This window comes from Stenotrophomonas sp. NPDC077421 (assembly GCF_049545505.1).
In the GTDB taxonomy this organism is placed as follows: Bacteria; Pseudomonadota; Gammaproteobacteria; order Xanthomonadales; family Xanthomonadaceae; genus Stenotrophomonas; species Stenotrophomonas nematodicola.
This window is the reverse complement of the sequence record NZ_JBMWDP010000002.1, coordinates 102,065-125,533: the sequence shown is the minus strand read 5'-3', so window position 1 is coordinate 125,533 and position 23,469 is coordinate 102,065. Positions and strand designations below refer to the sequence as shown.

Sequence of the window (23,469 nt, the reverse complement as noted above, 5' to 3'; positions counted from 1 at the left end):
ACCGAGCCGCCGATGCCCAGCCTGATCCTGTTGATGATTGCCGGCGCGTTTGTCTACGCCTTCTGGAACTCCTCGCGCGCCGCCGCCGAACGCGCCGGCGAACTTGGCCGCAATGCGTGCAACGCCGCCAACGTGCAGTGGCTGGACCAGAGCGTGCATGCCACCGGCCTGCGCGTGGTGCGCAAAGAAACGGGCTGGCTGGGCTGGGAGCGCACCTTCAAGTTCGAGTATTCGCACGACGGCGTGGACCGCCACAGCGGCCGCATGGTGCTGCGCGGCGACCAGCTGGTCGCCTTCGTCGGGCCGTCAGCAGCCCGGATCAGCGAGATCCGCCGCGATGTGGAGACCCGCGACGCCGAAGACGTGTGATGCGTCCGTAGAGCCGGGTTCTACCCGGCTGCTGCTGCCCGGCTGCATGTTGGATACGGGCACCACCAGCCGGGTAGAACCCGGCTCTACGGGGTGCGTTACTTGACCACGCGCAGGTGCGGGCGGCCAGTGGGCTTGGGCGGTGCGTCGTCCGGCGGCGTCGGGGAATCGTCCGGCGGGAGTTCGTCGTCCGGGCCCGGGTCGTGGCCCGGGATATCGTCCGGCAGCGCCATGCCCTGCCCGGTTTCGCGGGCATAGACCGCCAGCACGGCCGAGATCGGCACCTGCACCGGATAACTGGTGCCGGAGAACCGCGCCGAGAAGCTCACGCTCTCGTTGTCGATGTGCAGCCGGACCACAGCGCGCTCGGCGATATTCAGCACCACCCGGCCATCCTTCACCGCGCTCTGCGGAACCTGCACGCCGGGCATGCCCGCGTCGACCAGGATATGCGGGGTCAGGTCATTGTCGTTGATCCATTCCACCAAGGCCCGCAACAGGTACGGGCGGTGGCTGGTCATGCGGAAAGTGTCTTCAGTCATGTGGTAGAGCCGAGCCGTGCTCGGCTGCTCTTGATCCGGATTGCCTGGTGCAAGTGTACGCGCCAGCACCCGCACCGGTCAGCATCGGCGCGCGGGGCGTAAAGCGTCGATGCAGTCGCCGACAGCGGCGCGCGCGGCTCAGGTGGGCAGATCGCGCAGCTTCTTTTCCTGGTCGGTCAGGCTGCGGATGAAGCCGGGGTGGCGGAAAATGCGGTTGCCGTAATCCTCGATCGACTTGCCATCCTTGGGCAGCGCCACGTCCAGGGACTGCAGGCGCCAGATGATCGGTGCCATTGCGCAGTCGGCCAGGCTCATTTCCGGGTTCAGGAAGAACTTGCTGGCCTTGAACAGCGGCACTGCGCTGGTCAACAGCTCGCGCAGGCGCTTGCGGCCGGCTTCGGCCTGGGTCTTGTTGCCCAGCTGGATGGCCTGCACCTGCGGCACCCAGTCGTGCTCGATGCGAAGCATGGCCAGACGGATGCGCGCACGGGACAGCGGATCGACCGGCATCAGCGGCGGATGCGGGTAACGTTCGTCCAGATACTCGCTGACCACCGACGCCGCATACAGCACCAGCTCACGCTCCACCAGGGTGGGCACCGAGTGGTACGGATTGAGGTCGATGAGGTCCTCGGGCGGATTCTGCGGATCGACCGGAACGAGGTCGTAAGTGACGCCCTTGGCCGCCAGCACCAGCCGCACGCGATGGCACAGGACATCGTCGTTCGAGGAAAACAGCGTCAGGGTATTCCGCATGCGTACGCTCGCCGCCATCAAAGGCTCTCCAACGACCGGAAACCGCCGGTCGTATCGGCGCCACCAGCCCAGTGCTGGCAGTCGTCACAGTACCCGAGTGTGCAACTGCACATCACAAAAGCCAATAGGCCATGCGTCTCATGCCGGTAGCCATGAATCGCAGCGCCGGCGCACTCCCCGTTCAGTGCACGTCCTTCCAGTATTCCTTCTTCAGCAGATAGACCAGGAAGGTCAGGAACGCCAGGAAAAGGATGACCCACACCCCCAGCTTCTGCCGCTTCAGTGCCGCCGGCTCGCCGGCGTACTCCAGGAAGTTGGTGATGTCGCGTACCGTCTGGTCGTACTGGCCGGGGTCGACATTGCCCGGCTGTGCGAGCTTGAGCCCGATCACCGGCGCGTCGGCACCGGGTGCGTCGGGCTTGCCGTGCACGGCGTGCTGCAGGCCCTGCATTTCCCACAGCGGGTTGGGCATGGACGCATTGGGGAACAGCGTGTTGTTCCATCCCAGCGGGCGTGAGGGGTCCAGATAGAAAGACTTGAGATAGGTGTACACCCAGTCGCTGCCCCGCACACGCGAAATCAGGCTCAGGTCCGGCGGCATCTTGCCGAACCATTTCTCCGCCGGCGCCTTGGGCATCGATACCGGGATCGGTTCGCCGATCGGCGTGCCGGTGAAGTTGAGGTTGTTCATCACCTCCTCCTCGCTCAGCCCCAGATCCTCGGCCATGCGCGAGTAGCGCAGGTACTTCAGTGCGTGGCAGCCCGAGCAGTAGTTCATGTAGAGCTGCGCGCCGCGCTGCAGCGAGGCGCGGTCGCTGAGGTCGTTGCCGGCCTGCAGCGTCTTGCCGCCCTCGGCGGCACCGGCCAGGGTGCTGGCCAGCAGCAGGGCGGCCGCGCAGGCCAGCCGGACAATCCAGTGGTCAGTCATGCGTGGTCACCCGGTCCGGTACCGGCTTGGTCCTGTCCAGCTTGGTCCATAGCGGCATGGTGATGAAGAAGGCGAAGTACAGGAAGGTCAACACCCGCCCGATGTAGGTTTCATGCACATCGGTGCCCGGGCCGGACCCGATCACGCCCAGCCAGACGAAGCAGACCGCGAACATGCCAAGCAGACCGCGCGAGAGCAGGCCCCGGTAGCGGTACGACTTGACCCGGGCCCGATCCAGCCACGGCACCAGGAACAGGATCGCGATCGCCGAGAACATCACGATCACCCCGCCCAGCTTGTTCGGCACCACCCGCAGCATCGCGTAGTACGGGGTGTAGTACCAGACCGGTTTGATGTGCTCGGGCGTTACCAGGCGGTTGGCCTCGGTGAAGTTGTCGTGTTCGAGGAACAGGCCGCCGAACGCCGGGGCGAAGAAGATGATGAACGCGGCGATGACCAGCAGGAAGCCGGCGCCCACGCCGTCCTTGAGCGTGTAGTACGGATGGAACGGAATCCCGTCCGCAGGTGCCGTGGCCGACCAGCGGTTGCCCTTGGGCCCCTTCTTGATCTCCACGCCATCGGGATTGTTGGAGCCCACTTCGTGCAGCGCCCCCAGGTGCAGCACCACCAGCAGCAGCAGCACCAGCGGCAGGGCGATCACGTGCAGCGCGAAGAAGCGGTTGAGCGTGGCATCGCTCGGCAGGTAGTCGCCCATGATCCATTCGGTGAGGCCGTTGCCGATCACCGGAATGGCACCGAACAGCGAGATGATCACCTTGGCGCCCCAGAACGACATCTGGCCCCACGGCAGCACGTAACCCATGAAGGCTTCGGCCATCAGCACCAGGTAGATCAGCATGCCGAGGATCCACACCAGCTCGCGCGGCTTCTGGTAGCTGCCGTACAGCAGGCCGCGGAACATGTGCAGGTAGACCACGATGAAGAACAGTGAGGCGCCGGTCGAATGCATGTAGCGGATCAGCCAGCCCCACTCGACATCGCGCATGATGTATTCGATGGAGGCGAACGCTTCGGCCGCGTTGGTCTTGTAGTGCATCGTGAGGAAGATGCCGGTCACGATCTGATTGACCAGGATCAGCAGCGCCAGCGAACCGAAGTAGTACCAGAGGTTGAAGTTCTTCGGTGCGTAGTACTCGCTCACATGCTTGCGGTACACCGGCATCAGGCCCGGTGCGCGCGCATTGACCCAGTCGGCAACGCCCGTGGCGGTGCGGGTAAGGATATTGGCCATGCTCAAGCCGCCCCCTGCGGGTCAACGCCGATGATGATGGTGTTGTCATCCTGGTAGTGGTGCGGCGGCACCAGCAGGTTGATCGGCGCCGGAACATCCTTGAACACGCGACCGGACATGTCGAAGCGCGACTTGTGGCAGGGGCAGAAGTACCCCCCTTTCCACTGCGGGTCATACGGCTCGGGACGGATCTCGGCCACCATTTCCGGTGAGCAGCCCAGATGGGTGCACAGCCCGACCAGGACCGAGACATCGGCCTTGATCGCACGGAATTCGGGGTTCTGCTTGAGCACGTAGTCCGGCTGCTGTTCCTTCTCGCCCGACTCGGGATCTTTCAGGCGACCGTCCAGACCATGCAGCGCATCGAGGATCGCCTTGGACCGCTTGACGATCCAGATCGGCTGCCCTCGCCACTCCAGGACCAGACGCTGGCCTTCCTGCAGGGCACTGATGTCGGCGATCACCGGCGCCCCGGCCAGTTTGGCGCGGGCGCTGGGATTCCAGGACTTGATGAACGGTACCGCTGCAAATCCGACGCCGACCGCGCCAACCACCGCAGTGGTTGCTGACAGAAACCGTCGACGTCCAGTATTGACTGGATCGTTTACCCCATCGTTGGCCATCCGGCACTCCGATATTGATTTAGGTAGCTTGAGGCTGCCAGCAGACCGGTGGGGGCCAGTCCACGATGAATCAGAGCCGACTATAGCGGAACCTGACTCAGCGACACAACGCGCAGATCATCCGCCGAAGATCTGTCACGCGCGAAACGGTCGGGCCGGCCAGCAGCCGGCACTTCCGGACGGTCTCGGCGTGCGGCGAAGCGGCCAGCGGGCACTACTGCGTGGACGCTGTCGCGCCCCGATAGCGGTCGGCCAGCAGGGCAACGCGCTTCACGTAATACTGGGTTTCACTGTAGGGCGGTACGCCGCCGTGGCGGTCCACCGCACCCTCACCCGCGTTGTAGCCGGCCGCGGCCAGGGTCAGGTTGCCGTTGAAGCGCTTGAGCAGCCACGACAGGTACTGCACGCCCCCCCGGATGTTCTGCGCGGCATCGTACGAGTCGGTGACCCCGAAGCGGCGGGCAGTGGGCGGCATCAGCTGCATCAGGCCCTGCGCGCCGGCGCGGCTGAGCGCGGTGGGGTTGTAGGCCGACTCGGCGTGGATGATGGCGCGGACCACCGCTTCCTCGACCCCGAACTCGCGCGCGGCGGCGGCGATCTCGGCCTGGAAGGCGGTGGTATTGAGCCGCACCGAGCCGAAGTTGACGCCCGGCTGGGCACCGCACGCATAGCAGCGCTCGATGAAGCTGTAGTGGATCGTACGCACCTGGCCGAGGCTGGCCACCTGCGCCGGACGGGCGCTTGTGTAGTGGCGCACGCCATCCTTCATATACGTGTAGACCTGCCCGTTGACCACGCGCTGGGCCTTGCCCTTGCGCGCGGCGGGCGCGGACGGGGCGCTGAGCACCGTCGCGGCGGGCGCTGCCGATGCCGTGGCGGTGATCGCGGTGCCGGCGTTGGCGCCATCGGCCGGAGCGGCCGCGACGGCCTGCGCCACCGGCGCAGGCGGCGGGACCGGCGCGGCCACGGCCTGGCGGCGGGGCGCACTGCGGTCCGGACGGTAGCTGCTGACCACACTGCAGCTCGCGGCGGAGACGCGCTTGCTTACGTAGCTGGGAATGCCGTCGGCGCCAACGCACTTGTACAGCGTGCCCGCACTGGCCGGCACAGCGGTCAGCGCAGCCAAGGCCAGCGCAAAGATCCCCAAGATCCCCTTCATGCAGCGGAGTGTCTCCGTTTCACCCCGGCTTGCCAAGTCTTTGACGGGCCGGGTATCCCAGGAGCCGATGCACGTCACGGATCGGGGCGTCCGGGACGGCCTGCGGGCGGGACGGGCGCCGGTCTGACCGGCAGATACCCGGTACAATGGGCGGCTCACCGCAGCCGTTCAGGCTGCCTGCCCGCCCACCCGACTGGAATAAGCGCCATGACCGGGACGCCAGCTTCGACCGTGCCGACGTCGGCCGGCTCCGCCGTGCCCTCCACCCCTCCCCGCCCCGACCTGCTGCCGCTGCCCGGCGCCAGGCCGGCCGTCACCGGCCCCGTCCGCGGCAAGCTGTACATCAAGACCCACGGGTGCCAGATGAACGAGTACGACTCGGCCAAGATGGCCGACGTGCTGGCCGCCGAAGAAGGGCTGGAGCTGACCGACGACCCGTCCGAGGCCGACGTGCTGCTGATGAACACCTGCTCGATCCGCGAGAAGGCGCAGGAGAAGGTGTTCAGCCAGCTCGGCTACTGGAAGGCGCTGAAGAACAACGGCCGGGGCGTGATCATCGGCGTGGGCGGCTGCGTGGCGTCGCAGGAGGGCGAGGCGATCATCAAGCGCGCCCCGCACGTGGACCTGGTGTTCGGCCCGCAGACGCTGCACCGCCTGCCGGAGCTGATCCGCCAGCGCCGTGCATCGGGCCGGTCCCAGGTCGACATCAGTTTCCCGGAAATCGAGAAGTTCGATCGTCTGCCTGAGCCGCGTGCCGATGGTGGCTCGGCCTTCGTGTCGATCATGGAAGGCTGCTCCAAATACTGCTCGTTCTGCGTGGTGCCCTACACCCGTGGCACCGAGGTCAGCCGCCCGTTCGAGGACGTGGTGGTGGAAGTGGCGCAACTGGCCGCACAGGGCGTGCGCGAAATCAACCTGCTGGGCCAGAACGTCAATGCCTACCGCGGCCCGTATGGCGAGGGCGAGTTCGCCGACCTGGGCCTGCTGATCCGCACCATCGCCGAGATCGACGGGGTTGGCCGGATCCGTTTCACCACCTCGCACCCGCTGGAGTTCAGCGACTCGCTGGTGGACGCCTACCGCGACGTGCCGCAGCTGGCCAACTTCCTGCACCTGCCGGTGCAGGCCGGCAGCGACCGGGTGCTGTCGGCGATGAAGCGGGGCTACACCGCGCTGGAGTTCAAGTCCAAAATCCGCAAGCTGCGCGCGGTGCGGCCGGACATCTCGATCAGTTCGGACTTCATCGTCGGCTTCCCGGGCGAGACCGAGGCCGATTTCGAGAAGACCATGCAGCTGATCGAAGACATCGGTTTCGACCAGAGCTTCTCGTTCATCTACTCGCGCCGCCCCGGCACCCCGGCGGCCGACCTGGAAGACACGATCAGCGACGCCGAGAAGCACGCGCGCCTGTCGCGCCTGCAGGCGCGGATCAACGCGCAGGCTGCGGCGATCTCCGAGAAGATGGTCGGCACGGTGCAGACCGTGCTGGTGGAAGGGCCGTCCAAGCGCAACTCGGATGAACTGACCGGCAAGAGCGAGAACATGCGTTCGGTGAACTTCGCGGGGCACCCGCGTCTGATCGGCCAGTTCGTGGATGTGGAGATCACCGAGGCGTACAGCAATTCGCTGCGCGGACGGATGGTCGTCGCCTGAGGGAGCGTGCCGACCGCCGGTCGGCATCCACTCAATCCAGGCGTTTGCGGAAGCGCAGGATCGCCAGGGTCATCATCACCGCGATGAAGGCGAGCAGCGCCAGCACCTCCGGCCACAGCTCCCAGATCCGCGCGCCGCGCAGCATGATGCCGCGGATGAGGCGCAGGAAGTGCGTCAGCGGCAGCACCTCGGCCAGCCACTGCACCGTTCGCGGCATGCCCGCGAACGGGAACATGAAACCGGACAGCAGGATCGACGGCAGGAACACGAACATGGTCATCTGCATGGCCTGGAACTGCGACTGCGCCTTGGTCGAGATCAGCAGGCCCAGGGTGAGGTTGGCGGTGATCAGCAGCATCGCCGCCAGATAGACGTCCACCACGCTGCCGCGGATCGGCACCTCGAACAGCCACAGGCCCAGCAGCAGCACCAGCGTGGTCTGGATCAGACCGATCGCCGCATACGGCAGCACCTTGCCGATCATCAGCTCGCTGCGGCTCAACGGTGTGGCGATCAGCAACTCCATGTTGCCGCGTTCGCGTTCGCGCACGATCGCCACCGCCGTGAACATCACCATCGTCATGGTCAGGATGATGCCGATCAGACCCGGCACGATGTTCACCGCCGAGCGCCGCTGCGGGTTGTAGAACGCAACCACGCTGATCTGCCCGCCCCCGCCCACCGCGCCGCTGCGCAGCGGCCGGTCGTTGCGTAGCGGCTGGCTGTCCAGTGGCACCTGCGCCAGCTGGATCGCCGCGCTCTGCACGACGGTGTCGCTGCCGTCCACCAGCACCTGCACCGCCTCGCGCCCCTCGAAGCGGCGGCGCTCGAAGTCGGGCGGAATCACCACGCCCACGCTGATCTGGCCGTGCCGCAGCGCTGCCATCAGCTCATCCGGCGTCCGCGCGGCCAACGTGGGTGCGATCACCCCGGTCGCCACCATATCCATCACCAGCGCGCGTGACGCGGCGGTCCCGGCCTGATCGGCAATCCCGGCATGCAGGTTGCGCAGATTGAGGTTGATCGCATAGCCGAACAGCACCAGCTGCATGACCGGAATACCGACGATCATGGCCAGGGTGATACGGTCGCGCCGCATCTGCCGCAGCTCTTTGAGGATGATTGCCCAGAGCCGGCGCAGACTCACGCCGCCCTGTCCCCGGCCTGGCCACCCTCGCGTCCGCGCGTGGCCGAGACGAAGACATCCTCCAGATTGGCCGCCACCGGCGTCACCTCGGCCTGCTGGCCGCCGCGTCGCAGGGCTGCCTCGAGCCTGCCCTGCGCATCGTCCTGCGCCGCCAGCAGCACCCGCAGGCTGTTGCCGATCTGCGCCACACTGAGCACCCCCGGCACGGCCGCCAGCACCCGTTGTGCCTGACGCGGCTCCGGCGCCGAAACCGCCAACGTACGTCCTTCCAGCGCGGCGGTGAGCGTGGCCGGGCTGCCATCAGCCACCAGCACGCCCTGATCCAGAATCGCCAGGCGATGGCAGCGCTCGGCTTCGTCCATGTAGTGCGTGGACACCAGCAGCGTGGTGCCGGTGTCGGCCAGGTCGAACAGCTTTTCCCAGAAGTCGCGCCGCGACTCCGGGTCCACCGCACTGGTGGGTTCATCCAGGAACAGCAGCTCCGGCGACTGGATCACCGCGCCGGCCAGGGCCAGCCGTTGCTTCTGGCCGCCACTGAGGGTGCCGGCCAACTGCGTCTGGCGGTCCTGGAAGTGGTACTGCTCGACCAGCTCTCCAATACGTCGTCGCGCGTCGGCGCGCGGCATGTCCTGCACCGCCGCGAGGAACTCCAGGTTCTCGCGCACGGTCAGGTCCTCGAACAGCGAGAACCGCTGGGTCATGTAGCCGATGCGCCGCCGCAGCGCTTCGGCCTGCTCGGGAATGCGCAGACCGAGCACCTCGATGTCGCCCTCGGACGGGGTCAGCAGGCCACACAGCATGCGGATGGTGGTGGACTTGCCCGATCCGTTGGGGCCGAGGAAGCCGTAGACAGCGGCGCGCGGCACGCTCAGGTCCACATGGTCGACCGCCACCAGTGCACCGAAGCGCTTGGTCAGCCCGCGCGCCCGGATGGCCAGGTCGTCCTGCCCGCCCTTGCCCGTTGCCGGCTCGGATGGCTGGGCGGCGACGGGGTCGACGGGGTCGACGGGGTCGACGGGGTCGACGGGGTCGACGGGGTCGACGGGGTCGACGGCCATCAGAATGTCACCCGCACCGGCAGCCCGGCCGGCAGTCGCGCCAGCGTGGCGGCATCGGTGTCGATCAGTTCGATCTCGGCCAGGTAGCTCAGGCGGGCGGCGTCATCGCCGCTCAACGCGTAGTACGGCGTGAACACCGGATCGCTGCGGACCGCGCGGACCCGTCCGGACAACGCTGTCTCCCGGCCCTCCACGTACACCTGCGCGCCCGAGCCGACGGCCACCGACGTTCGCAGCGGCGATGGCAGATAGACACGTGCGTAGGGATGTTTGCCCACCAGCAGTACCGCCAGCGGCGCACCGACCGGGGCCTGGTCGCCGAGCCGATACGGCAACGCGTCCACCACGCCAGCGCGCGGCGCGACCAGCGCCAGCTTGCGCAGGGTCACGGCCTGCTCGGCCTGCTGCGCCTGCGCGGCCTCCAGCGCTGCGGCGCCCTGCCCGATCTGCTCGACACGCGTGCCGTGTTCCAGTGCCAGCAGCGCCTGCTCGGCCGCACGCACGAGGCCGTCGGCATTGCCGGCGGCGGCACGCGCGCGATCCACGTCGGCGGCCGCCACGAGCCGCTGCTGGCCGAGCGGCTGCAGCCGGGCGTAGTACGCCGCTGCGTCCACGGCCTGCGCCCTGGCGGCGGCCACGTTTGCGCGGGCCTGCGCGACCTCCTCCACCCGTGGCCCGTGTTCGAGTTCCTCCAGTGCCTGCCCGGCGCGCTGCGCCTGCGCCTGCAGCGCGGCCATCTGCGCGGCCGTGCGGGTGGTCTCCAACTGCAGCAGGGGCGCACCGGCCGGCACGCGCTGGCCTTCGCGCACGGACACCGCCACGATGGTTTCGGCCGCCGGCGACGGCACCGTGATCCGGTCCCATTCGAGCGTGCCCAAGGCCTCGGGGGGCGCCGGCCGGCAGGCGGCGAGGAGCAGCAGTGCCGCCGGCACACCGAGACGAAGCAGGCGGGAGCAGAGCGAAGCAGCCATCACAGGTACCGATCGGTGCGGACCGCACCATGCTGCCTCGCGACCCGGTGGTCAGCCGTGAAGGAGGCGCGGGCGGGCTTGCAGTGTTGCCACCGGCCTCAGCGCCCCTTGTCGTAGACCAGCTGCTCCACGTCATATCCAAACTGCGTGGCCATATACGTGTTGATCGGCCCCATCCCCTGGATCAGCATCGTGCCATCCGGCCTGCCGCAGCGGTTGGCGACGTTCTTCATGCCGTAGATCAGCGCCGCTTCGCGGCCGCGCGTGGGCGTCGGTGCGGGATCAGGCGTCCACCACGGAAAACGATGCAGCGGCCTGTCGCTGGGCACATCGTGCTGCCAGCAGACAAAGGTCAGGCTCTCCTTGCCGTTGGCATCGTAGGTGTAGACACGATAACTGGCGTAGCCGCTTCTGGTGGGCGTGACCTTGAGTACGCCGCTTTCGGCATAGCGCCGGAGGTCTTCTGGATAGACCTTAAGTGCCCGGCCACCGGAGTAGATCACCTGGACCCGCTTTCCCTCGGCGTTGTAGGTCTCCTGGCGACTGAGTTCCACCGAACGCCATTGACGAAGCCGAGGCGTGCGACTGTTTCCATCGAAGAATTCGATGACATTCAAACCGCTTTGGTGCGGGTAGCGTCGCACACGCGGGTACTTGTCGAGGGTGGCGAAGTGGTCATCAACGACGGACAGCGGAACCGGCTGCGGGAAGTCGTACCTCAGCTTTCTGTTCGGATCGCGCAACAATTCCTTGTACGGCGGCTGCGCGTCATAGGCCGCGAGCCCCGTGTTTTCGGTGTACAGCCCGAGGATTCCCGCCTTGTTCGTAAAGCCGAAATACACGAGCTTCCGCTCGTGCTGCGGGACAGAGGCGCTGGGCCATGCGGTACCCTGCCCCCACCACTCGTCCGCGTCCAGTGCAAGCCCTTCGCCCCTGGGCTCGGCTGCATCCCTTTTTTTCGGCACGAAGAGTCGTGCCAGCAGGCTGCCATCGGCATGGTAGCTATAAGAAGTGGTTTCCACCCGCCCGGTCTGAAGCCCCTCACATTGGGCGCCCGGCACCTCAGCCATGACCTCGCTCATCTCCCCCGTGGTCCAGATCAACTGCCCTTGGGCGTTGTAGCGCGCGCAGAACGTCAGGCGGTCGATCATCAGCTCCGTGGGGTAGCGCTGGCGGAGTGCGTTCACATCCTCGGTCTCCTGCACCCTGGCCTCGACCAGATGCCCGCCCTGATCGTAGAAGTACGCATCCACACGTGCCATATAGTAGTACGGGGTCAGTTTGGCCAGGATCGGGTTCCGCTCCTGGCCTGGCCGGCGGCGATACGGAACGGCCCGCACCTTGTTTTCCCTGTCATGACGCAGCCCCGGCGTGCCATCGGGTTGTGGTGGCTGCATCCGATCGAACGTTCGGTTCTCCCAATGCTCAACCCTGCATATGCGCTGTCCACCGTTGCCATCCGGCTCCAGATACACCGCTTGGCCTTCCGCGGCCCCCAACATGCCCCGCTTCAGCTCCGCCACGGTCGGCACCAGGGCGGGAACATCCACAGTACCCTCGTCATAGGTCTGCGGCCCCAAGAGGGAGACCCACTGGCCCGTAGTGCCCGTGAACATAAGGCTCACACCGGCGACGGGCGACACGAGCAGATCGGCACGGTCCGAGCAGTTGGCAGCGGCCTGTGCAGACAGCACCAACGTGAGCAGCGCAGCGGGCGCCAGTCGGCGTGCAATGCTCATCCTTGCTTCCTGCCGTTGCGGGTCGATAGAACCGAGGCCATGTGGGTTCCTTTAGCATGCAGGCCGGTGTGGGTGGGGGCGGAAGCGCGTCACCGGCCTCAGCGCCCCTTGTCGTAGACCAGCTGCTCCACGTCATATCCAAACTGCGTGGCCATATACGTGTTGATCGGCCCCATCCCCTGGATCAGCATCGTGCCATCCGGCCTGCCGCAGCGGTTGGCGACGTTCTTCATGCCGTAGATCAGCGCCGCTTCGCGGCCGCGCGTGGGCGTCGGTGCGGGATCAGGCGTCCACCACGGAAAACGATGCAGCGGCCTGTTGCTGGGCACATCGTGCTGCCAGCAGACAAAGGTCAGGCTCTCCTTGCCGCTGGCATCGTAGGTGTAGACACGATAACTGGCGTAGCCGCTTCTGGTGGGCGTGACCTTGAGTACGCCGCTTTCGGCATAGCGCCGGAGGTCTTCTGGATAGACCTTGAGTGCCCGGCCACCGGAGTAGATCACCTGGACCAGCTTTCCCTCGGCGTTGTAGGTCTCCTGGCGACTGAGTTCCACCGAACGCCATTGACGAAGCCGAGGCGTGCGACTGTTTCCATCGAAGAATTCGATGACATTCAAACCGCTTTGGTGCGGGTAGCGTCGCACACGCGGGTACTTGTCGAGGGTGGCGAAGTGGTCATCAACGACGGACAGCGGAACCGGCTGCGGGAAGTCATACCTCAGCTTTCTGTTCGGATCGCGCAACAATTCCTTGTACGGCGGCTGCGCGTCATAGGCCGCGAGCCCCATGTTCTCTGCGTACAGCCGGGTGATCCCCTTTTTGTTCGTGAAGATGAAGTGCACGGACGACCGCTCGCGCTGAGGAACATGGACGTTGGACCATGCGGTGCCCCCTCCGGACCACTCGCCCTGCTTCGACGCATCGCGTTGGCTAGTCCTTGGGGAGACGTCGCTTCCTCGCGAGACCCTGAGTTCTGACAGCAATTTGCCGTCGGCATAATAGCGATAAGAAGTGCTATCCACCTCCCCGGTTTGAAGCCCGGCACATTGCGCGCCCGGCACATTGACCAACGACTCGAACATCCCTCCCGTGGTCCAGATCAACTGCCCTTGGGCGTTGTACCGCGCGCAGAACGTCAGGCGGTCGATCATCAGCTCTTTGGGGTAGCGCTGGCGGAGTGCGTTCACATCCTCGGTCTCCTGCACCCTGGCCTCGACCAGATGCCCGCCCTGATCGTAGAAGTACGCATCCACACGTGCCATATAGTAGTACGGGGTCAGTTTGGCCAGGATCGGGTTCCGCTCCTGGCCTGCCCAGCGGCGATACGGAACGGCCCGCACCTTGTTGTCTCTGTCACGACGCAGGTCCGGCGTGCCATCTCGGTGCGCGTAGCTCAAGGGTTGGTAGACCCGGCTTTCCCAACGTTCAGTTCGGCACACGCGCTTCCCACCCTTGCCATCGGGCTCCAGATACACCACTTGACCATCGGTGAAACCAAGCTTGCCCTCTTTCAGATCCACCACTGCCGGACGCAGGGCGGGAACTCGCAGATCGCCCTCGCCATAGATCTGCGGCCCTTGCAGCCAAACCCGTCCAGGCGTGTCGCCTCTGAACACCATGCTCACACCGGCTACCGGCGATACGAGCAGATCGGCACGGTCCGAGCAGTTGGCAGCCGCCTGTGCAGACAGCACCGACGTGAGCAGCGCAGCGGTCGCCAATCGGCGTGCAATGCTCATCCTTGCTTCCTGCCGTTGCGGGTCGATAGAACCGAGGCCATGTGGGTTCCTTTAGTGTGCAGACCGGTGTGGGTGGGGGCAGCAGCGATCAGTTGGCTGGGCAACGCGGATGCCGGGTCATCCATGCCGTGGCCCCATTCCAAGGGCATGCTTACCCAGAAGCCTCTGACTGCTGGCCGGCTGTCTCCATCACCTTCACGAAGACGAGCCAACCCCTTGGCGACATTGTGACAGCCCACTACCGTGGTGACATCGCCGTCCATCACACTTGGAGCGGCCATGTAGGCCGGCTGGAGATCCGGCGGCTGCGCGTGAACATAGCGCTCCACTGCCTTCTTCTCTTCATTCCATCCAGCAGATGGAAACCCTTCGAGCACTGAATCGTAACGGGGCAGGGCATCGGTTGGCACGTTCCTGAACACCTCTTCGTAGATCGCAGCGTTGTCGTCTGCCAGCCTCTGGATTTCCGTCCAGCAAACGGGATCGGCAGGCTTGGCAAGAAATGGAGTCTCACCTTCGCGCCGGCTGATCGGAGGATGAAAAGCGCGTCCCGCTGCACGGGTGTAGCCATCAGGCTTGCCCATCTCCTCAATTTTCTCACTGGTGTCGATCGACAGTCCCAGGAACTTTCTCCATAGGCGCATCCGAAGATCCCGTGCAAACGCACGCGTGCCTACGTGGAGGCCGTTGCCCAGATCACGCAGCGTTGCCTCGCCATCAACGATCACCGCCGCAATTTCCGTGTCGCCATTGCCCAGCAGGCTTCGGTCATTGCAGTTGGCGCTGCCGATGATGGCCACCGCATCATCCACGATCAGCAGCTTGGAGTGTACGTAGCACTGTTCGGTCACCAGGTAGAGCGGCGGATTCGCCTCGCTGCCGCCTGCGGTTCGGGGGCCCGTGGTGTACAGGTCATGGTTGGTGTCCTTGAGCACGCCATAGCTGCGCAGGTTCAGGACAGTCAGATAGGCCTTCCACCCACCTTGGCGGAGTTCCGCACGCAGATCCTCCTCGCTCACACTGACATCGCGGATACCCAGGCGCCTGGCTGCCAGCGTCCGGCAGATCCGCCGGATCAGGCTGTCCTGCCCTCGCAGCAAGGTCTGCTGCACCCAGTACTGCTGTTTGACCACCGCGCCGTCGGTCACGCTGCCTTCGGGGTGTACCGGCAAGGTGATGTAGACATGGAAGCCCGTCCCGCTGCGGATCGCCTTGGCGATACGGGTGGCGATCACTTCGACCAGTGGGTTGCTCGCCGCCGATGGCACACCCGGCTTGAAGGCGAGCATGTCCGCGACCGGCGTGCCTGGCAGCGCAGCGTCCACCGGCCCACCCACCATCCCCAGCCCCCGCGTGATCCGCCGTGCCTTGGTCTCTTCCTCCTCCGTGGACGGACCGCGTCGACTATCGCGAATGCGCCTGTCCAGCGGGCGTCCGGGCTCGACATCGGAGAAGCCGCAGCCTGAGATCAGGAACTGCGTCTCCAGATAGACAAACGCCCTGGCCGATGCGATGCAATTGAGCATCGCGTCCTGGATGGAGTGCATGGGTTGATCGCGCTCCCAATAGGGCGTCAGATTGCTGCCGTCGTCCAGGTCCAGGCCGTACCTGCGGCAGGCCCTGCGCTCCATGTCGTGCAATGCGGTGCCAGACGAGCGCACGATCTGCACGCTGACTCCACCGGCGGTGCCAGGACGGCACAGGTCTCCGAAGAGCGCCTGGGCACCCCCCATGCGCTGCAACCAAGCATCACCCAGGGGCGTCAGCTCCAGGCCGCGCCCCAGGGACGTCTGCCTTGGTACCGCCTTCCCATGCTCCGCCGCCCAATCGATGCCCGCATTGATGCCCCCCACCGCTGCCCGGCCCCCGCCCCTTGCGCCACGCTGGTTCTGCCACAGCATGGCGTTCCAGCGATGCATGAAGTTGCGACAGATATCAAAGACTGCCGGCCCCTCAATGCAGGCATGCACGTCCTGCCACGGCATGCGCGGCTGGCGACCGCTGTCCAGCAGTGCCTGGGTGCGGTCTACGTCGGTCGCCAGCCAGGTGCGAAGGTCGTCCCACTTCTTTCTGGCACTGGCGAGCTTCTCCAGCGCTTTGGCCTTGGCCTTCTCGATGTCCGCGTCCATCTGGGATGGATCGCCGGGGTAGATCATCATCCGATCCAGCCCCTTCACGAAACGCCCGTGGTAACGCGTGAGCATCGCAGACTTCCCTGCGATCCAGTCCTCCAGATCCTTGGCGTGAATGGCCGTGAATGCGTCCACAATGTCCGACGCTGCCTCAAGGGTACCTGTGACATCGCCGTTCCCGGCCTGGTCCACGGTGCGGTTGCCGGCGGCAATCACCTCACGATAGCGGTGCCGGGCCTGGTCCAGATCGATCCTGATGGCATTGAGAACCCCGCCCACCGTCCGCACGACGGTGATCATCTCGGAGATGCCTTTGACGTCCGCCATTTCCTGAAGCACTGAGATGATCGCGTCGCTGAGTACCTGCTTGCCCTTTTCCTCCAGCAGTGGCGTGATGGCGGCCTTGTCGGCATAGTCGAGAAGTTCCGACAGCGCCGCGCCCTCGTCCCATTGCTGTTTCATGCGATCAACGGCAATCGCCAGTCCCGGCAGGTACGCGGCAGCGAAGCCAGGACGGACCCTGCCGCACGCCTCCAGACTGTCGTCGATCCGGTCTCGGGTGAGATCGACCTCCAGGGTCGTCATGCCGCGCGAACGCGACAGGCTGTTGTTGTAGTGATCGTTGAGCACATGCAGCGCCGGATTGCAGACCACATCAAAGTTGCCGTCGTCCCAGCGGCCGTGCGCGATATCCAACCCACCAAGGAAGCCGATCTCTCCATCCACCACGAGAATCTTCTGGTGATGCGAGAAGGCGATGTTGAACGCATCGGCGCGACCGGTGGCCGGGTTCTGCAGACCTACTTCGATGTTGCCCGGGGTATTGTCGTCGCGCATTTTGTACAGCGCGATACGGGCCTCGTTCTCGTGCGTGTACGCGGCCGCCTCGATGCTGTCATAGAGCAGTACGCGCACGTCCACACCGCGATGATTGATGGCGTCGAACAGCAGTTCACTCAGCCGCCCGTCTCCGCCCCCTCCGCGCTCGGTCATCTCCGTATCGATGTTCAACTGCCAGTCGGCAATGAAGATGAACTTCTTCGCCCGGCGGATGGCCTCTGCCATCGCATGCATGGCAGAACAGCCATCGGTGAAGGACTGCACGGCATTGCCGTGCCGCACCGGTGCGAACTGCCGCTCTGCCGGCGCGTAGTAGTCCCCGCTGGACGTGCCCTGCTGACCGTTCCGGCACGTCAGCGCAGTGTGCGCGACGGTACGGCTATGGGTATGGGTGCCATCTGCCATGATCAACCTCTCCTTGCGCCGTCCGCGCCTGGTGTTCAGCCCGGGCAGGAACTGCCCCCGTCGTACCGACTGCTTCTGCTGTACCCCGCTTCAAAAACGGTGGTGGACGCGGGCCAGACCGACAGGGACCGGCTCGCGCTCCAGTACCGCACGCGACATCTCCGCCTTGCGGCCGAACTGACTGCCGCTGTATTCGTCGACCTGTGCCGGCCGCCGGGACAGCCTGTTGCGTCCGGCGTACCGCGACGAGTCGCGGCGCGGTTCATGCAGTGGATGAGCGCGTGATGGCTGCAGCGCCCGAGCGTGCAGTTCAGCGGCTATCGCGCGAAGGAGCCTAGCGGCGTGTTGCCGGGGATGTCGTGCTGCCAGCGGATGACGGCTGCGGGCTGCCTGCCCTTTTTCATCGCAATCGCAGGCATTGCAGCGGTCGTCGCCGCTGTAGGTCGCATGATCCTGCTGCCGCGACGGGGTGTCGTCATCGGCCAGGGCAGACCCGGACATGCGCGGATTCGACGGCACGCTGCCGTCTCGGCAGAAGACCGGGATCGGGATCGTCGCCGTACGCGGCCCAGCCGCGCTGCAGGGGACGCGTCTGGCAGGAGAATCTCCTGACGGGCCATTGCGGCCTTCGGCGTCTCACCTCTTTCGGGCGTGCTGCGGGCATCCACTGCGTCGTGGCCAAGGACGCCTACGTGGGTCATCAAGCAGCAGCGTTCAACCTGGTCACGAGGCCTCGTGATGCCGGCCAGGCAGGGCACGCCGGTGCCTGCCCTCAGAGGGGAAGGCGCCGGCGTGTGCGAGCATGTGCACAAGGAGTCACGCGTACTCAGGTCCTACGCAGTCGCCTCACCGCAGCTGATCGTAGCTCAGCGTTTCCACGTCATATCCGTAAGGAACTGCCCGTATGGTGCCGCTCTCGTCTCGACGCAGGCCAGGCGTGCCGTCTGGCCGCGGACGCTCCATCGGACTGTAGGCACGGCTCTCCCATTGTTCCAGTCGGCACACACGCTGACCACCGTTGCCATCTCGCGGGCGAAGCGAGGAGATCGGCGCGGTCCGAGCAGGCCGCGCCGGCCCGCGCCGAGGTAGCCCAAAGTGCCACCACCAGCAGACCCAGCACACCGGGCTTCACGCTCACAGCTGATGCAGACCAAGCCATCTCGTCTCCGGTGCGGGTCGATGTGCCTGCGATGTCCTACCGCACGTCGTCGTAACTCAGCTTTTCCACGTCGTAGCCGTACTGCTTGGCCATGTACGCATTGATCTGCGCGAGCCCCTGGATCAGCATCTTTCCGTCCGGCGTGCCGCAGCGGTTGGCGACGTTCTTCATGCCGTAGATCAGGGCATCTTCCTTGCTGCGCTTTGGCGTGGGATCGGGCGTCCACCACGGGAAGTGGCGCAGCGGCTTGTTGCTGGGCACATCGTGCTGCCAACAGACGAAGACCAGGCTTTCCTTGCCCTTGGCGTCGTAGTCGTAGACGCGATAGCTGGCGTAACCGCTGGTGGTGGGCGTGACCTTGAGTACGCCGCTCTCCGCGTAGCGCTTGAGATCTTCCCGGGCAACCTCCTGCGGTATGCCGCCGTAATGGATCACCCGGGTCAGTTTGCCGTTCGCGCCATACATCTCCTGGCGGTTCAGGTCGGCACCGCGCCATTGACGCTGGCGCGGTGCGCGGCGGTTGGCATCGAAGAACTCCATTACCGTGGAACCGCTGCGATGCGGGTAGGTGCGGATGCGCGGGTATCTGTCGAGCGAGGCGAACTGATCGTCGATGACCGAGAGCGGGACAGGCTGGGTCGGGAAGTCATATGCCAGCTTGGCGCTGCCATCCGTGCTGCGCTGCTCGTAAGGCGGCTGGGAATCGAAGGCGGCAAATCCCATGTCATGCGTGGCGAACGTGTAGATGCCCTGCTTCGGAATGAAATTGAACAGTGCCTCCTGGCGCCTGGCGTCCTTGTCTTTCAGCCACGCGTTGCCCTGCCCTCGACCGCGCGCGCTCGGCGGCTGCGACGCCGTGTCGTCGTCCGCCTGCCCGGGACCCGGGGTGCGAAGCTGCGACAGCAGCGTACCGTCGGGATAATAAGCATACGTGGTCATCGCCGCCGTGTCCGGCGCGACCTGGCTGCACTGGAAACCCGGCTGGACGCTCACTGCCTCGCTCGGGCCGCTGGCCATCGTCATCCGCCCCTGCGCGTCGTAGCGGGCACAGAAGGTCAACCGGTCAGCCACCACCGAGCGCGCGGCGTGATTGCTGGCCACCGTGATTTCCGGCGTCTCATGCAGGCGCGCCTCGACCAGGTGCCCACCCGCGTCGTAGAAGAAGGCATCGACGCGGGTCATGAAGTAGTGGGGAGTCAGTTTGGCCAGGATCGGATTTCGCTGCTGCCCGGGCATGGGACGCGAGGAAGCCGCCTGCACCTTGCCGGCCGGGTCGCGACGCAGACCGGGTTTTCCATCCGGTTGCGCGCGCTCCAGGGGGCTGTACACCCGGCTTTCCCATTGCTCCAGCCGGCACACGCGCCGGCCGCCCTTGTCGTCCGATTCCAGATAGACCACCTGGCCCTCGGCCGGACCGAACCGGCCCGCCGGGAGGCTGGCGGCGGACGGCACCAATGCCGGCTGCCGCAGACGGCCGTCTTCCTGGATCTGGCCGTGCTGCAGCGCTACCCGCGCGGCGGCGCCGTCGTTGAACACCAGGGTCACACCTGCGACGGGCGACGCCAGCGGGTCGGTCCGGTCCGTACAGGCGGCCGTCGCCTGGAACGCCATCGCTCCCAGTGCGATCGACACCGCCCCCGTCACGCAGCGCCTGAATCTCATACCTGCTCCGTGCCCGTCTTGATCGGGTTGACCGATGCCATGCGTGTTCCTTCGTCGTTGATGCCGCGGTGCGTCGGCACGGCGGCAATGATCTGGTTGGGCATTGCGGCGGCCGGGTCGTCCATGTTGTGCCCCCACTCCAGCGGCATGGTCACCCAGAACCCCTTTACCGCCGCTGCACCATCGCGCAGTCGTGCAAGGCCCTTGCTGACATTGTGCCGCCCCACGGTTCGGGTTACCTCGCCGTCCATCACACTTGGCACCGACATGTAGCCGGCCTGCAGATCGGATGGCTGGGCATAGATGTAGCGCCGGACCTTCTCCCGCTTCTCGTCCATGCCGGCCGTGGCGAAGCCCTGGAACACCGCATCGTAGGTGCCCATGCTGTTGCGCGGCACGTTCTGGAACACCTCTTCGAACGCCGCCGCATTGGCATCGGCGAGCTTCTGGATCGCAGTCCAGCATGCACGGCTGGCCGGCTGTTCGATGAAGGATACGTCGTCCGCGTTCGGCCGGATCGGTGGGTGATAGGCGCTCCCCGCCATGTTGGTGTAGCCCTGGTCCTTGGCGACACGCCCTGGCACTGCCCCCGTCTCGATGGACTTCCCGAGGAACTTCTTCCAGAGCCGCAGACGCAGGTCGCGCGCGAACGTACGCGTCACCACCATCGCGCCATTGCCCAGATTGCGCACCCTGTTTTCCGTGTCCACGATGACGGCCGCGATCTCGGTATCGCCGGTGCCTTCCAGGCTGCGGTCGTTGCAGTTGGCACTGCCGATGATGGCCACCGCATCGTCGACGATCAGCAGCTTGGAGTGCACGTAGCACTGTTCGGTGACCAGATAGAGCGGCGGATTCGCGTTGCTGCCCTCGGCGGTGGGCGGCGCGCTGCGGTAACTGTCGTGGTTGGTGTCCTTCAACACGCCATAGCTGCGCAGGTTGAGGATCGTCAGGTAGTCCTTCCAGCCACCTTCGGCGACTGCTGCCCGCAGATCGGCTTCGCTCACGCTCTCGCGGCGGATCTTTAGTTTGCGTGCCACCAGCGCGCGCGCGATCTGCCGGATGAGGCTGTCGCGCCCCCGCAGCAGGCTCTGCTGCACCCAGTACTGCTGCTTGAGCACCGCGCCATCGAACAGACTGCCTTCCGGGTGAACCGGCAAGGTCACGTAGACGTGGAAGTCCTGGCCGCAGCCGATCGCCTTGATGATGCGCGACGCCAGGGTGGCGACCAGCTTGTTGTGCGCGGCGGACGGCTGGCCCTGCCGGAATTCGCGGATGTCCTTGATCGCGTTGCCAGCCCCCAGTCGATCAGCGACGCCCTGGGTGGCACCCAGTCCGCGGTCGGCGATCTTGGCCTTCTTGTCCTGCGCCGGCGTCAATTCGCCGCGACGGCCGCCGCTGATGATGGTGTCCAGCTTTCGCCCGGGTTCGGCATCGGAGAAGCCGCAGTCTGAAATCAGGAATTGGGTCTCCACATAGACATAGGCCTGCGCAGATTCGATGCAGTTGAGCATCGCATCCTGGATGGAGCGCATGGGCTGGTTCCGGTCCCAGTAGGGGCTCAACCCGGCATCATTCATGTCCAGGCCGTGCTCCCTGCAGGCGTCGCGTTCCATCGTATGCAGCGCTGTACCGGACGAGCGGACCACCTGCACGGTGATGCCACCCGCGGTGCCGCGTCGCGATACGTCGCCGAACAGTGCCTGCCGCCCACCCATCGCCTCCAGCCATTTCCCCGACAGCGGCGTCAGTTCGCGACCGCGCGCCAACGAGACCTGTTCGGGAATGGCGGCGCCGATGCGGTTGGCGGTGCGGATGCCCGCATTGGTGGCGTCGCGGATCTTCTGGCCCGCCGCCCGGTCGCCGCGCTGGTTCTGCCAGACCATCGCGTTCCAGCGGTGCATGAAATTGCGGCAGATGTCGAACACGGCCGGACCTTCCAGCCGGGCGTGCACATCCTGCCAGGGCATGCGCGCGTGGCGTCCTGGATCCAGCAGCATCTGCGCGCGGTCGATGGGCTCGTTGAGCCACTTCTCGAACGCCAGGAACGCATCCTTGGCCTTCTGCAGGGCGTCCAGCGCAGCCGCCTTGAGCTTGTCCACGTCTTTGCCGATTTCAGACGGATCATCGATGTAGTCACCCGCCCGGTCGATCACCTTGCCACCGGTCTCGCGGACGGCCTCGACGGTCGCCTTCAGCTCATCCCAGCGCGCCATGAAGCCCTTGGCCTGGATGTCGACGAAGGCCTTGGCCGCATTCAAGGCATGGTCGGCCGCGCCGCTGACATTGCCCTTGCCCAGTTCGTCGTAGCTGCGGTTGCCGGAGGCGAGGACCTCCGAGTATTTCAGGTCGGCCTGCGCCAGGCTTTTCTGGATGCCCTCCAGCAGGGTGCCCAGGGTCTGGACCAGGCTGGTGGCGGTGGAGTAACCCGGAATGACCAGGCCGCGGATCTTCTCGGTCACCGCATGTTCGGCGGCGTCGGGAATGCCGGCCTTGTCGGCGTAGTCGAGGATTTCCGCCAGGGCGGCCCCCTTCTCCCACTGCTCCTTGAGCAGGTCCATCGCTGTGGCCATGTTGGGCAGATAGGCCGCCGCGAACCCCGGACGCTTCCGCCCGGCGGCATCGGGGCTGGTATCCATGACGTCGCGGGTGAGCTCCCACTCGTCCCCGGTCATGCCGCGCGCCTTGCTCACGCTGTTGTTGTAGTGATCGTTGATGACGTGCAGCGCAGGATCACAGACCACGTCGAAGTTGCCGTCGTCCCAGCGACCGTGCGCGACGTCCAGACCGCCGACGAAACCGATCCTGCCGTCGATCACCAGGATTTTCTGGTGATGCGAGAACGCGATGTTGAACGCGTCGGAGCGGCCGGTGGCCGGGTTGTGCAGGCCCACTTCGATGTTGCCCGGGGTGTTCTCATCGCGCATCTTGTACAGCGCGGTCCGGGCTTCGTTTTCGTGCGTGTAGGCAGCGGCCTCGATGCTGTCGTAGAGCAGCACGCGTACATCCACGCCACGCAGATTGATGGCGTCGAACAGTAGTTCACTGAGGCGCCCGCGGTGCTCGCGATCCCCTCGCCCCGTCAGTTCGGTATCGAAGTTCATCTGCCAGTCGGCAATGAAGATGAACTTCGTCGCGCCGCGGATGGCCTCGGCCATCGCATGCATGGCCGAACGGCCGTCGGTATAGGATTGCACCGCGTTGCCCTCGCGGATCGGCGCGAACTGGCGGTCGGCAGGCGCGTAATAGTCGCGGCTGGACGTGCTCTGCTGGCCGGTCTGGCAGGTCAGCGCGTTGCGCGCGACGGTGCTGGTGTTGGTCCCATCGGCCATGAC

17 protein-coding genes are annotated in these 23,469 nt (G+C 65.7%); 2 read left to right on the top strand and 15 right to left on the bottom strand.

Annotation, left to right across the window (positions count from 1 at the left end; all coding sequences use genetic code 11):
• The first annotated feature begins 12 nt into the window (after positions 1 to 12).
• Positions 13 to 369, top strand: coding sequence for a DUF3301 domain-containing protein (locus tag ACPEH1_RS01940; protein ID WP_017354847.1), 357 nt, complete (start codon positions 13 to 15; stop codon positions 367 to 369).
• Between the two features lie 98 nt (positions 370 to 467).
• Here the strand turns inward: ACPEH1_RS01940 and ACPEH1_RS01935 are convergent, their stop codons facing one another.
• The 6 genes from ACPEH1_RS01935 to ACPEH1_RS01910 form a co-directional block, all read right to left on the bottom strand.
• Entirely contained in the window at positions 468 to 911 is a 444-nt protein-coding gene (locus ACPEH1_RS01935) for a ClpXP protease specificity-enhancing factor (RefSeq protein WP_017354848.1), read from the bottom strand.
• 138 nt (positions 912 to 1,049) lie between these two features.
• Positions 1,050 to 1,685: a glutathione S-transferase N-terminal domain-containing protein gene (locus ACPEH1_RS01930; protein ID WP_017354849.1), complete on the bottom strand. Its 636-nt coding sequence runs from the start codon at positions 1,683 to 1,685 to the stop codon at positions 1,050 to 1,052.
• A 163-nt stretch (positions 1,686 to 1,848) separates the two neighbouring features.
• Positions 1,849 to 2,595: a cytochrome c1 gene (locus tag ACPEH1_RS01925; RefSeq protein ID WP_017354850.1), complete on the bottom strand. Its 747-nt coding sequence runs from the start codon at positions 2,593 to 2,595 to the stop codon at positions 1,849 to 1,851.
• The gene (locus tag ACPEH1_RS01920; RefSeq protein ID WP_017354851.1) at positions 2,588 to 3,847 is read right to left on the bottom strand and encodes a cytochrome b; all 1,260 of its coding nucleotides are present in this window, start codon (positions 3,845 to 3,847) and stop codon (positions 2,588 to 2,590) included. The genes ACPEH1_RS01925 and ACPEH1_RS01920 overlap by 8 nt, the downstream gene beginning before the upstream one ends.
• Positions 3,848 to 3,849: 2 nt before the next feature.
• Entirely contained in the window at positions 3,850 to 4,470 is a 621-nt protein-coding gene (gene petA / locus ACPEH1_RS01915; RefSeq protein ID WP_017354852.1) for a ubiquinol-cytochrome c reductase iron-sulfur subunit, read from the bottom strand.
• A 214-nt stretch (positions 4,471 to 4,684) separates the two neighbouring features.
• On the bottom strand, positions 4,685 to 5,629 hold the full coding sequence (locus ACPEH1_RS01910; RefSeq protein WP_136007008.1) for a lytic transglycosylase domain-containing protein: 945 nt from the start codon (positions 5,627 to 5,629) through the stop codon (positions 4,685 to 4,687).
• A 207-nt stretch (positions 5,630 to 5,836) separates the two neighbouring features.
• On the opposite strand from ACPEH1_RS01910, the gene miaB reads away from it, so the two are divergent.
• Entirely contained in the window at positions 5,837 to 7,282 is a 1,446-nt protein-coding gene (miaB, locus tag ACPEH1_RS01905) for a tRNA (N6-isopentenyl adenosine(37)-C2)-methylthiotransferase MiaB (protein WP_423715151.1), read from the top strand.
• Between the two features lie 31 nt (positions 7,283 to 7,313).
• On the opposite strand, the gene ACPEH1_RS01900 is transcribed toward miaB, so the two are convergent.
• The 9 genes from ACPEH1_RS01900 to ACPEH1_RS01860 form a co-directional block, all read right to left on the bottom strand.
• On the bottom strand, positions 7,314 to 8,429 hold the full coding sequence (locus ACPEH1_RS01900) for an ABC transporter permease (RefSeq protein WP_017356125.1): 1,116 nt from the start codon (positions 8,427 to 8,429) through the stop codon (positions 7,314 to 7,316).
• Positions 8,426 to 9,361, bottom strand: coding sequence for an ABC transporter ATP-binding protein (locus ACPEH1_RS01895; RefSeq protein ID WP_423715168.1), 936 nt, complete (start codon positions 9,359 to 9,361; stop codon positions 8,426 to 8,428). Before ACPEH1_RS01895 ends, ACPEH1_RS01900 begins: the two co-directional genes overlap by 4 nt.
• Positions 9,362 to 9,486: 125 nt before the next feature.
• Complete coding sequence (locus ACPEH1_RS01890; RefSeq protein ID WP_423715149.1) at positions 9,487 to 10,458, bottom strand: HlyD family efflux transporter periplasmic adaptor subunit; 972 nt, start codon at positions 10,456 to 10,458, stop codon at positions 9,487 to 9,489.
• A gap of 98 nt (positions 10,459 to 10,556) precedes the next feature.
• Positions 10,557 to 12,197 (bottom strand): hypothetical protein, encoded by a 1,641-nt coding sequence (locus ACPEH1_RS01885; protein ID WP_423715147.1) that lies wholly within the window; start codon positions 12,195 to 12,197, stop codon positions 10,557 to 10,559.
• A gap of 98 nt (positions 12,198 to 12,295) precedes the next feature.
• Entirely contained in the window at positions 12,296 to 13,936 is a 1,641-nt protein-coding gene (locus ACPEH1_RS01880) for a hypothetical protein (protein ID WP_423715145.1), read from the bottom strand.
• Positions 13,933 to 17,313 carry a phospholipase D-like domain-containing protein gene (locus tag ACPEH1_RS01875; RefSeq protein WP_423715144.1) on the bottom strand — a complete coding sequence of 1,127 codons (3,381 nt, stop codon included), beginning with the start codon at positions 17,311 to 17,313 and terminating at the stop codon, positions 13,933 to 13,935. The genes ACPEH1_RS01880 and ACPEH1_RS01875 overlap by 4 nt, the downstream gene beginning before the upstream one ends.
• Before the next feature lie 90 nt (positions 17,314 to 17,403).
• On the bottom strand, positions 17,404 to 17,814 hold the full coding sequence (locus ACPEH1_RS01870) for a hypothetical protein (RefSeq protein WP_423715143.1): 411 nt from the start codon (positions 17,812 to 17,814) through the stop codon (positions 17,404 to 17,406).
• 694 nt (positions 17,815 to 18,508) lie between these two features.
• Positions 18,509 to 20,134: a hypothetical protein gene (locus tag ACPEH1_RS01865; RefSeq protein WP_423715142.1), complete on the bottom strand. Its 1,626-nt coding sequence runs from the start codon at positions 20,132 to 20,134 to the stop codon at positions 18,509 to 18,511.
• Positions 20,131 to 23,466 (bottom strand): phospholipase D-like domain-containing protein, encoded by a 3,336-nt coding sequence (locus ACPEH1_RS01860; RefSeq protein ID WP_017356389.1) that lies wholly within the window; start codon positions 23,464 to 23,466, stop codon positions 20,131 to 20,133. The genes ACPEH1_RS01865 and ACPEH1_RS01860 overlap by 4 nt, the downstream gene beginning before the upstream one ends.
• Between the last annotated feature and the right edge of the window lie 3 nt (positions 23,467 to 23,469).

What these genes read in the sequence shown, in the direction of transcription:
- petA (WP_017354852.1), bottom strand. Translation starts at nt 4,470, where the DNA reads ATGGCCAACGATGGGGTAAACGATCCAGTCAATACTGGACGTCGACGG.
- ACPEH1_RS01910 (WP_136007008.1), bottom strand. Translation starts at nt 5,629, where the DNA reads ATGAAGGGGATCTTGGGGATCTTTGCGCTGGCCTTGGCTGCGCTGACC.
- ACPEH1_RS01885 (WP_423715147.1), bottom strand. Translation starts at nt 12,197, where the DNA reads ATGAGCATTGCACGCCGACTGGCGCCCGCTGCGCTGCTCACGTTGGTG.
- ACPEH1_RS01935 (WP_017354848.1), bottom strand. Translation starts at nt 911, where the DNA reads ATGACTGAAGACACTTTCCGCATGACCAGCCACCGCCCGTACCTGTTG.
- ACPEH1_RS01865 (WP_423715142.1), bottom strand. Translation starts at nt 20,134, where the DNA reads ATGAGATTCAGGCGCTGCGTGACGGGGGCGGTGTCGATCGCACTGGGA.
- ACPEH1_RS01890 (WP_423715149.1), bottom strand. Translation starts at nt 10,458, where the DNA reads ATGGCTGCTTCGCTCTGCTCCCGCCTGCTTCGTCTCGGTGTGCCGGCG.
- ACPEH1_RS01930 (WP_017354849.1), bottom strand. Translation starts at nt 1,685, where the DNA reads ATGGCGGCGAGCGTACGCATGCGGAATACCCTGACGCTGTTTTCCTCG.
- ACPEH1_RS01870 (WP_423715143.1), bottom strand. Translation starts at nt 17,814, where the DNA reads ATGTCCGGGTCTGCCCTGGCCGATGACGACACCCCGTCGCGGCAGCAG.
- ACPEH1_RS01940 (WP_017354847.1), top strand. Translation starts at nt 13, where the DNA reads ATGCCCAGCCTGATCCTGTTGATGATTGCCGGCGCGTTTGTCTACGCC.
- miaB (WP_423715151.1), top strand. Translation starts at nt 5,837, where the DNA reads ATGACCGGGACGCCAGCTTCGACCGTGCCGACGTCGGCCGGCTCCGCC.
- ACPEH1_RS01860 (WP_017356389.1), bottom strand. Translation starts at nt 23,466, where the DNA reads ATGGCCGATGGGACCAACACCAGCACCGTCGCGCGCAACGCGCTGACC.
- ACPEH1_RS01880 (WP_423715145.1), bottom strand. Translation starts at nt 13,936, where the DNA reads ATGAGCATTGCACGCCGATTGGCGACCGCTGCGCTGCTCACGTCGGTG.
- ACPEH1_RS01875 (WP_423715144.1), bottom strand. Translation starts at nt 17,313, where the DNA reads ATGGCAGATGGCACCCATACCCATAGCCGTACCGTCGCGCACACTGCG.
- ACPEH1_RS01920 (WP_017354851.1), bottom strand. Translation starts at nt 3,847, where the DNA reads ATGGCCAATATCCTTACCCGCACCGCCACGGGCGTTGCCGACTGGGTC.
- ACPEH1_RS01925 (WP_017354850.1), bottom strand. Translation starts at nt 2,595, where the DNA reads ATGACTGACCACTGGATTGTCCGGCTGGCCTGCGCGGCCGCCCTGCTG.